Consider the following 8,663-nt stretch of genomic DNA (forward strand, 5'->3'; position numbering starts at 1 on the left):
GAATACTGGATACTGAAGACCGACTCCTAACCCCACGAAAAGCTTTTTCGGCAAACTCTATCTAATTGTGTGTTGGGTTTCCTTAGGTCAATCCAGTTAGAAAATTAATCGCAGTAACGCACCAATTTAATGACAAAGTTGGTGCGTGGGGTGCGGATTGTTAATTTTGGTTTTTCATCAAAATTAGTAACCGCCTAACGCACCCTACAAGATTAGGCGATCGCAAAATGATGCGATCGCACTCAACCTAATATCAACAGACTTTCTGTTTCACTATCAAAAAATTCAACAATAATTAAAAAATAACCTCTTAAAATTTCGATAATTTTTGAAGTGGGACTATTACCAATACGAAGATAGATAAATTTTGGTGGATGACCATATAATAGACTGCGCTGATGAAAATCGGAGTCTTTAGAGACAATTACAAAATCGTTGAATTTGGCAAATTCCCAGATAAGTGCATCATCAGTATTGATCAGTCCTAAAGTCTTGACGTGCTGAGAATCAGCATATAAATCAATTATTTTATCAATAATCCGATCTGACAAATTTTCATCTAATAACAGTTTCATAAAGAGGTGATAAATAATTTTTTCTCTCGATCAGCAGCAAAAGCCAAACAAGCTTTGATATCCTCGGAAGTTAATTCTGAAAAATCCTCAAGAATTTCTGCTTCTGTCATTCCTGCTGCTAAATATTCTAGAATATCGTACACAGTTATACGCATTCCTCGAATGCAGGGTTTTCCGCTTCGTTTTCCTGGTTCAATGGTAATAATGTTTTGGTAACTCATAATGCTTTAATTATTTTGACCTTCCCAATTATATCTTATTCGATGACAGAGATCGCACTCCACCCCACCGACAAGAACGATCACCCTTCAACTTCGTAAGTACCTAGGCAAAATTAATTACACATATCTAACCCCCCCTTTGCCTCTTGCCTCTTGCCTTTTGCCTTTCTTCACCAGGAAATTTATTTTGCACGACTACTTACCACTCTTAGGGTGTAAAGTGCGAAAGCATAATGCACCAATTTAATAATAAATTTGCTGCGTGGGGTGCGGATTGTTAATTTGAGTTTTTTAACAGAATTAGTAGCCGCAAACACGCACCCTACAAAATTAGCAGATTAGAGATTGCGCTTATTTAAACCTCTCTCTTTAATTTCTTTAAGGGTTTTATTAACAGCATATTTTGCATTGATACTCTTAATCAATTCAGTTTGATCATGTTTTTTAGCAACTCCCGATAAATCAGCAATTAAGTCAAAACTTCCGTCGGTATTAAGATTCCAACCTAGATCATAATCTCCCTCTAGCACAGCAACAATATCTGCTCTAACTCTTTGACCGTTAAAACCACGAACATCTGCTTCACGTTTAACTATTATTCCTAAATCCTGCAAAGATTTTACTAAAATTTCAGGATCAGTTATTTTAGTTGTTAAAGTAGAAAAATAACCGCCAGTGCTTCTTTTGTTCTGACTATCCCACTCTCTTTTGTTCTGACTATCTTAATCGGGATTTCTCCAATCTCTGAAATTACTATAGTAAAGAAATTCTTGAAAACCTTCTTTGATTTTAGCATCTACATCCGTTCTAGCTAATATGGTTTCGACAATTGCTCCTATTTCCGAGTCATTTGTTATTCTACCTAATGCCGTCAAAAATCCAATAATTTCCCCTTCAGCCTTATTAGCTAGTTGTTGAATAATGGGTAAAGTTTGAGGATTATCTCGCCAATGGGTTACTAAAGCTACAATTGCTTCTGATTCACCCTTATTAGCTTGTTGTTGAATAATGGGTAAAGTTTGAGGATTATCTCGCCAATGGTTTGCTAAAGCTTGAATTGCTTTTGATTGACCCTTGTTAGCTTGTTGTTGAATAATGGGTAAAGTTTGCGGATTATCTCGCCAATGGGTTACTAAAGCTTTAATTGCTTCTGATTTACCCTTATGAGCTTGTTGTTGAATAATGGGTAAAGTTTCAGGATCATCTCGCCAATGGTTTGCTAAAGCTTCAATTGCTTCTGATTCACCCTTATTAGCTAGTTGTTGAATAATGGGTAAAGTTTGAGGATTATCTCGCCAATAATTGGCTAAAACTTCAATTGCTTTCCATTGACTTTTATTCGCTTGTTGTTGAATAATGGGTAAAGTTTGATGGTGATCTCGCCAATGAATTACTAAAGCTTCAATTGCTTCTGATTCACCCTTATTAGCTAGTTGTTGAATAATGGGTAAAGTTTGCGGATTATCTCGCCAATAATTGGCTAAAGCTTGACCTGCTATACCTGCCGCTGATTCACCTTGTCTAGCAACTTCCTGTAGATAAACTAACGCCTCAGAATGAATTTTAGCAATTCTAGATAATTGATTAACAGCTTTTCTTTCGCAATTCCGGTAATTTTGCTCAACTGCTATGGCTTGAAGAACACTCCATCCTGTCCGATCATTTTGCCAGATATTTCCGATTTTAGCAATTATTATTTCCTTAAAATAATTACCAGCATACCTATAAGACGTTAAGGATTGAAGACTATCTAACAATCGCTGACTTAGTTCAACATAAATAGACTGGTTTCGCAATTCTCCATAACAATCTGCTGCCAAAAAAAGATGAGAAATTTTTTTATATGTTTCCTCCATATCAAGGAGATAGTTAATTAATTCTTCAGCAACTTCTTTGGGAAATTCTGCACTTAGCATCCCCATCAATAAACATAAAACTTCTTTCCAAACAGTATCTGAATAATGTTCTCCAAATACTTTGGTTTTCAATTCCTCAAGAGTAATTCCGTCTGGGAATCCTCGGTTTTTAAATCTTTCATAAAACTCGCAAGCACAAAAGTATTCTAAAAAAGTTCGATGAACAAAAGCAAAAGCATTGCCACCTAAAGAACAAAGAATAAAATTACGATAGCGCAGTTGTTTGATAATTAAATCAGTCAGATCACTAGCATCTCGTTTGTTAATTCCCGTTCCTTCAAGATATTGAGTCAAAATATTTTCTAATTCTTCCTTATAGATTAAATTAGCATCTAACCCTTTTTCCCCTGCTTGCATGGCACTTGCGACTAAACGCAGAATGTCCCTTTTATCTCGTAGATCAATATTATAAAGATATTTTTTCAGTTCAGGATCAATTAATCCTTCCTTGGTTTCAAAATCCCATTGATGTAATAACACCTCTGACGCTTTTTCATAAAGTTTTGAGCGATCTCTTGGTAATTCTTGAGTTCGATTTAGAATAGCCATCATCGTTAATAATAAAGGATTTCCTGCTAATTCTCGAATCGCTTTTGACTCCTTAATTGCCTTTTGTAAACGTTCTTGTTTTTGGGTTTTATCATCTCGATTTTCAAAAGCTAAATCATGCCAACGTTTGATAAAATCTTCAATCTGATCTTTATCTAAATCTTGGATCATAAAATGTTCAAAACCAGCATGATTTAATTCTTCTGCTTTATATCCTAACCAGCGAGAAGTGACAATAATCTGCACTTGAGGATATTGAATACTAAAACGTTTGATATCCGTGACAATTTCTTGTCTTAATTGAGGATTAAAAACTTCATCTAAACCATCAAAAAGCACAAGAGCCTGACCTTTTTTAAGCTTATCATCTAAAGCAAGTTGATTGAGATGACAAATCAGATTACCTTGATGGAAAAATTCTAGAATATTCTGACATTTTTTTTCATCCTTATCTCTGGCATAAATACGCAATTCTATCAAAAGAGGAAGGGGAAGCAAAACACGCTGACTGAGTTCTTTTTCAGCCCAATTTAAAGCTAAATACTGTAATAAACTCGATTTTCCCGCACCCGGATCACCTAAAATTACAGTTCTTGGGTATTCAGAAGAATTGACGATATTCAAAACAGGATCTAATTTTTCATTGACATATTCTTGCCGTTTTCGTTGTAGTTCTGCTTGAGTAATTTCTCCCCTATCTACAAGTTCCTGCAGCACTTCTTTAGGTAATTCATAAAGTTGAGGAATAAATTGTTTGCATCGTCTCACATTTTGCGGCACAAACATTCGCCAGAGTTTGATTTGCTCATAAGTCGTTGTGTCTAAAGATTCTAATTTAAGATGGCCATATTCCTTTTTTAAGCCTTCGGCATAGTCATCTAAATTGTAATCTGTTTTAACTCCTGCTATTTCTTGAATATTTTGGCTATCTTTATTCTGTAACTTAACTAAAAAAACGTCTCTTAGCTTTTCAGAATTTTGAATAATTTCCTGAGTTTTTCTCAAATAAAATTTACCGAGTTTTTCCCAGTTAAATTTAGCAGGTAACGGCGATAAATTGAGTCTTTGCCAAGATTGAGCTAACGTCAAAGTATCAAGAATTTGACAATCAATATCAAAAGCATCCCCTAAAATAGGTTTAACTTGGTCATCTTTAATAAAAGTCTTGAGAGGTTTTTCAAAGTTTTTAATTTGATCATCTTCCAGATCGGCCATTTCTAACTGTTGCTGAAAGAGTTCTAAAAACTCCTTCATTGCTTTGCCATAAGCTTCTTTTTGAACATCTTTTTCGGGTAAGTGTAACACTTTACCTAGACTATTTTTAAAAAATTCCTTTCCGTAATCTTTTGCACCCTCTATGGCCAAATCTTGCATTACTGAACGAACAAGCGAACCTGCGGCTTGAGTAACCCCCCAGACAATTAACGGGTCAACCATGGCGATAAACTTAAGATTCTGTGGATACTATCTAAGCTTACCAACTTTAATCGTTTTTCGTCTATCATTCCGACAAATGAAGAGAACGATTTAAAATATCCTCAATACCGTAGGGACAAACGGGGGGAAACTCTAATCCCGTCTCTCTAAAGGCATCGCAACAAGCAACAGCATAGAGTTTAAATAGGCTTTCATCGGTTAAATATCGCTTTAAACTGGGGCTATCGTCCAAATAAAGCCTAATATTAGCTCTTTCTCCCTGAATAGTTCCCAACCAACCCCTGGATCGCCGTTGAGGTTGATAGTCCCACTTTAATAAATGATGCAAAATTAATCTGAGACTAGCAAGTAAGCGATCGCGCTCCCGTTTCGACAAATCCCGCACCTCTTCGACTAAATTCTCAATATCTAACTCGGAAAACCGACCAGAGGCTAATAAATCGGCCATTTGTTCGGCCCAAAGTCCAAAGTCTTGCTCATAGGATGCCGTCATCAATTTATCTCCTTCTAAGCTCAATTAACATTATATTGAACCCCTTGCATAATTAATTTTTGATGGTTCAAAAACAGCAAAAACAAGGATTAAATTACCCAAAATCTGTAAATTATGATTCATTGATGACCGGGAAACCAGCATCGTTTCAAAGATCGCCGAACCATTAACGGGTTTTGCGTCTTCGGATGACATTATTAGAATAACGAGAAGGTTTTGGCCGGGGTTCTTTTCCCCCTCCTAATTCGCGACTAACTTGCTGAAAAATATCCCGTCGCAGCACGGGATATTCCCCTATCCACTGGTCGAGTTGGGGAAGATGGACATCAGAAAGCTGATTGATATCCCCTAAATCGGGATCTCGAGACATTAACAAAGCTTCGGCCACCATTCCGGGACGGATCGATTTATGGATGCGTTTGAGGGGAGCGCGAACGATCGCCGAAAAGCCAGTTTGATCACCGATTTCTAGATTAATACAGCGTTGGCGATTTTCGATAATCTCTAATTCCCCGCGTTTATTGACCCTTTCTTCTTCCCCGATTAATTCCTCGGTGACAAAAGCATCGAAAACGCGACCGCGCCAAAACCCCCCGTAGGGAAGACGACGATAGGTATTATTGCGAACACTGGCCCAATAAACTGGACCCCAGAGCCAATATAAACCGGCGATAATGTCGAAAATCAGTTTAATTGTTAAACCACCAGGGCCGAATAAATTACCGATTAACCAAGCTGCGGTGAGAGCGATGATAGAAATGAATAAACGGCGCAGAAAATCAGACCATTTACCCCAATAGTGAGCGTACTGGGGACCTGTGGCGATAATCGGGACAATTTGCTCGATCGATTGACGGGTAAGGGGAACCAACATTATCAGTTATCGATTATCAGTTATCAGTTATAGTGTGCCTAATTGATTCGTGAATGGGTAGGCTCTAGAAGAGGACGTTTACCTTTCATTTAGGCGCGCTATATCAGTTATGACAGCGTTTCTCATAACTAGATGAAGTGTAACCTAATTTGGTATCGACCACCGACTTCCCAAAAGGAAAATTTTGTACCTCACCACTAAGATAAATGCTATAGTTTTGGGGAATTGTCTATATGTTGGTTGCCATTCATCCCATCGCTAAAAGCTCAGGACTTCTGGCGAAATTTCAGTTAAAAATTAAATCCCTCAAGAAGTCCAATGAAACAATCTATAATAAAATCAATGCTGTTTTGTTCCCAAAGACTGCCACCATGACTTCTTCTCCGGTTAAATCCTTAACTTCTCAGATTGTAACCACTCAACATTTACCCCCGTTAGAAAATGGGGATCGCTTAATTCGTCCCGAATTCGAGCGCCGTTATCAAGCTATGCCAGGATTAAAAAAAGCCGAACTGATCGAAGGAGTTGTATATATGGCATCCCCATTAAGGTTTAAATTTCATGCTGAACCCCATGGCAATCTTGTGGGTTGGCTATGGACATACAAAGTTGCTACCCCCCAAGTACAAATGGGTATTGAGCCAACAGTCCGCTTGGATATCGACAACGAACTACAGCCGGATGGGGTGTTATTAATCAGCCAAGAAAGTGGGGGAAAATCAACCCTAACTGTAGAGGGATACCTAGAAGGATCGCCGGAATTAGTGGTAGAAATTGCCGCTAGTAGTGCCGCCATAGATTTAGGGGATAAAAAACGTGCTTATCGACGCAGTGGCATTCAAGAATACCTTGTTTGGCAAGTATTTGACCAAAAAATTGATTGGTTTAGTTTACAAGATGGCGATTATATTTCTTTGTTACCCAACCAAGAAGGAGTGATTTACTCTCTAGTATTTCCGGGTTTGTGGTTAGATGTTTCAGCCATGCTCAACGGCAATATGTCACGGGTGTTGGACATCTTAAAGGCTGGAATTAACTCGGTAGAACATCAAGAATTTATCCAAAAGTTAACCGCAGCGCAGTCGGGGGAAGCCAAATGAAACCTCCAGCTATTCTCATTTTAGGAGAAACCAGCATTACCGTGGCTCGTCAAGTGCAAATGGCCCTACCGGAAGCAGTGATTTATGGGTTAATAAATCGTACCCAGTCGGCTGATTTTACCTATAATAATTTTGGCGAAACGGTGCGAGAATTTTTCCAGACGGGAACGCCAATTATTGGAATTTGTGCGGCGGGTATTTTAATTCGCACTTTAGCACCTTTATTAACTAATAAATGGCAAGAACCACCTGTATTAGCAATCGCAGAAGATGGCAGCGCCGTAGTGCCTTTGTTGGGGGGTTTACAAGGGGTTAATGATCTCGCTCGTCAAATTGCCTCGGTTTGGCAAATTTCCCCCGCAATTACCACCACTGGTGATATTAGATTTAAAACTACTTTATTATCGCCCCCCCCGGGTTATCAGTTAGTTAATCCCGATGATGCTAAGAAGTTTCTGTCCGATTTATTAGCAGGTGAAAAAGTAAAATTAATCGGTGAAGCGGACTGGTTAAAAAATAGTAATTTACCAATTTCATCAGCAGCAAAATTGAGCATTGAGATTATCGATAAAAATAACTTAAACTTGGCAAAACCTAGCAATACCTGTTTAGTTTATCTCTGGGAGGAAAGCCAGCAAAGTAAGGAAAAATTTGGTTTGTCCCCAGGGGATTTGGATCAGGAAAGTCAAGGTAAATTAGCCATAGTCGGAACTGGACCGGGTGCGCTAAATTGGATGTCGCCGGAAGTTCGAGAAGTGTTGGAAAAAGCCACGGATTGGGTGGGTTATAAAACCTATTTGGATTTGGTAGAATCCCTGCGAAAACCAGAAATTGTCCGCCATGAATCGGATAATCGGGTGGAACTAGATCGCGCAGAAATGGCCCTAGATTTAGCGGCTAAGGGGCGATCGGTTGTCTTAGTTTCCTCTGGAGATCCAGGAATTTATGCCATGGCTGCAGCTGTGTTTGAGGTATTAGAAAAAAAAGCAAAACAGGAATGGCAGCAGGTGGCCATTCAGGTCTGTCCGGGGATTTCGGCGATGCAGGCGGCGGCTGCCAGGGTTGGCGCACCTTTAGGCCATGATTTTTGTGCGATTTCCCTATCGGATCTTCTCAAATCTTGGCAGGTGATTTCTCAGCGCATTGAGTTAGCGGCCCGAGCAGATTTAGCGATCGCATTTTATAATCCTGTGTCTCAAGAGCGCACTTGGCAATTGCAGAAGGCAAAAGAGATTTTATTACAATGGCGCTCGCCGCAAACTCCTGTGGTACTAGCGCGTAATTTAGGGCGAAAAGGGGAAACAGTGACGGTGAAATTCCTAGAGGATATGACTATTAAAGATGCGGATATGCGAACCATAATTTTGATCGGGTCGAGTAAAACTCGCCTGATTGAGCAGGGTAAAAGCAAGCAATGGGTTTATACTCCACGTCACTATTAGGTAGGGTTTGCGGCAAAAAGTTTTTCGGTGGGGGCAGGGTGTGGGGTGTAGGGTGT

The 8,663-nt window shown here is 39.0% G+C and carries 8 protein-coding genes; 2 read left to right on the forward strand and 6 right to left on the reverse strand.

Features of this window, described 5'->3' with window-relative positions; translation table 11 throughout:
- Positions 1 to 242: 242 nt before the first annotated feature.
- From IQ242_RS10235 to IQ242_RS10260, 6 genes are all read right to left on the reverse strand, one after another.
- A complete protein-coding gene (locus tag IQ242_RS10235; RefSeq protein ID WP_072927574.1) occupies positions 243 to 575 on the reverse strand; it encodes a DUF5615 family PIN-like protein in 333 nt (110 codons plus the stop codon).
- Positions 572 to 796: a DUF433 domain-containing protein gene (locus tag IQ242_RS10240; RefSeq protein ID WP_002745983.1), complete on the reverse strand. Its 225-nt coding sequence runs from the start codon at positions 794 to 796 to the stop codon at positions 572 to 574. Before IQ242_RS10240 ends, IQ242_RS10235 begins: the two co-directional genes overlap by 4 nt.
- A gap of 338 nt (positions 797 to 1,134) precedes the next feature.
- Positions 1,135 to 1,440 (reverse strand): DUF1257 domain-containing protein, encoded by a 306-nt coding sequence (locus IQ242_RS10245; RefSeq protein WP_052276958.1) that lies wholly within the window; start codon positions 1,438 to 1,440, stop codon positions 1,135 to 1,137.
- A 78-nt stretch (positions 1,441 to 1,518) separates the two neighbouring features.
- Positions 1,519 to 4,698 carry an NACHT domain-containing NTPase gene (locus tag IQ242_RS10250; RefSeq protein WP_193959890.1) on the reverse strand — a complete coding sequence of 1,060 codons (3,180 nt, stop codon included), beginning with the start codon at positions 4,696 to 4,698 and terminating at the stop codon, positions 1,519 to 1,521.
- A 64-nt stretch (positions 4,699 to 4,762) separates the two neighbouring features.
- Positions 4,763 to 5,191, reverse strand: coding sequence for a DUF29 domain-containing protein (locus tag IQ242_RS10255; protein WP_193959891.1), 429 nt, complete (start codon positions 5,189 to 5,191; stop codon positions 4,763 to 4,765).
- Positions 5,192 to 5,357: 166 nt separating this feature from the next.
- A complete protein-coding gene (locus tag IQ242_RS10260; protein WP_002740014.1) occupies positions 5,358 to 6,065 on the reverse strand; it encodes a hypothetical protein in 708 nt (235 codons plus the stop codon).
- A 233-nt stretch (positions 6,066 to 6,298) separates the two neighbouring features.
- On the opposite strand from IQ242_RS10260, the gene IQ242_RS10265 reads away from it, so the two are divergent.
- Together IQ242_RS10265 and cobJ are read left to right on the forward strand one after the other, a co-directional pair.
- Positions 6,299 to 7,165 carry a Uma2 family endonuclease gene (locus IQ242_RS10265; RefSeq protein ID WP_193959892.1) on the forward strand — a complete coding sequence of 289 codons (867 nt, stop codon included), beginning with the start codon at positions 6,299 to 6,301 and terminating at the stop codon, positions 7,163 to 7,165.
- Positions 7,162 to 8,607, forward strand: coding sequence for a precorrin-3B C(17)-methyltransferase (cobJ, locus tag IQ242_RS10270; protein ID WP_193959893.1), 1,446 nt, complete (start codon positions 7,162 to 7,164; stop codon positions 8,605 to 8,607). Before IQ242_RS10265 ends, cobJ begins: the two co-directional genes overlap by 4 nt.
- The last annotated feature ends 56 nt before the right edge of the window (positions 8,608 to 8,663 follow it).

This window comes from Microcystis sp. LEGE 08355 (assembly GCF_015207185.1).
GTDB classification, from domain to species: Bacteria; Cyanobacteriota; Cyanobacteriia; order Cyanobacteriales; family Microcystaceae; genus Microcystis; species Microcystis panniformis.

Coding starts and splice junctions, on each gene's coding strand:
- IQ242_RS10235 (WP_072927574.1), bottom strand. CDS start 575: ATGAAACTGTTATTAGATGAAAATTTGTCAGATCGGATTATTGATAAA.
- IQ242_RS10240 (WP_002745983.1), bottom strand. CDS start 796: ATGAGTTACCAAAACATTATTACCATTGAACCAGGAAAACGAAGCGGA.
- IQ242_RS10250 (WP_193959890.1), bottom strand. CDS start 4,698: ATGGTTGACCCGTTAATTGTCTGGGGGGTTACTCAAGCCGCAGGTTCG.
- IQ242_RS10255 (WP_193959891.1), bottom strand. CDS start 5,191: ATGACGGCATCCTATGAGCAAGACTTTGGACTTTGGGCCGAACAAATG.
- IQ242_RS10260 (WP_002740014.1), bottom strand. CDS start 6,065: ATGTTGGTTCCCCTTACCCGTCAATCGATCGAGCAAATTGTCCCGATT.
- IQ242_RS10265 (WP_193959892.1), top strand. CDS start 6,299: ATGTTGGTTGCCATTCATCCCATCGCTAAAAGCTCAGGACTTCTGGCG.
- cobJ (WP_193959893.1), top strand. CDS start 7,162: ATGAAACCTCCAGCTATTCTCATTTTAGGAGAAACCAGCATTACCGTG.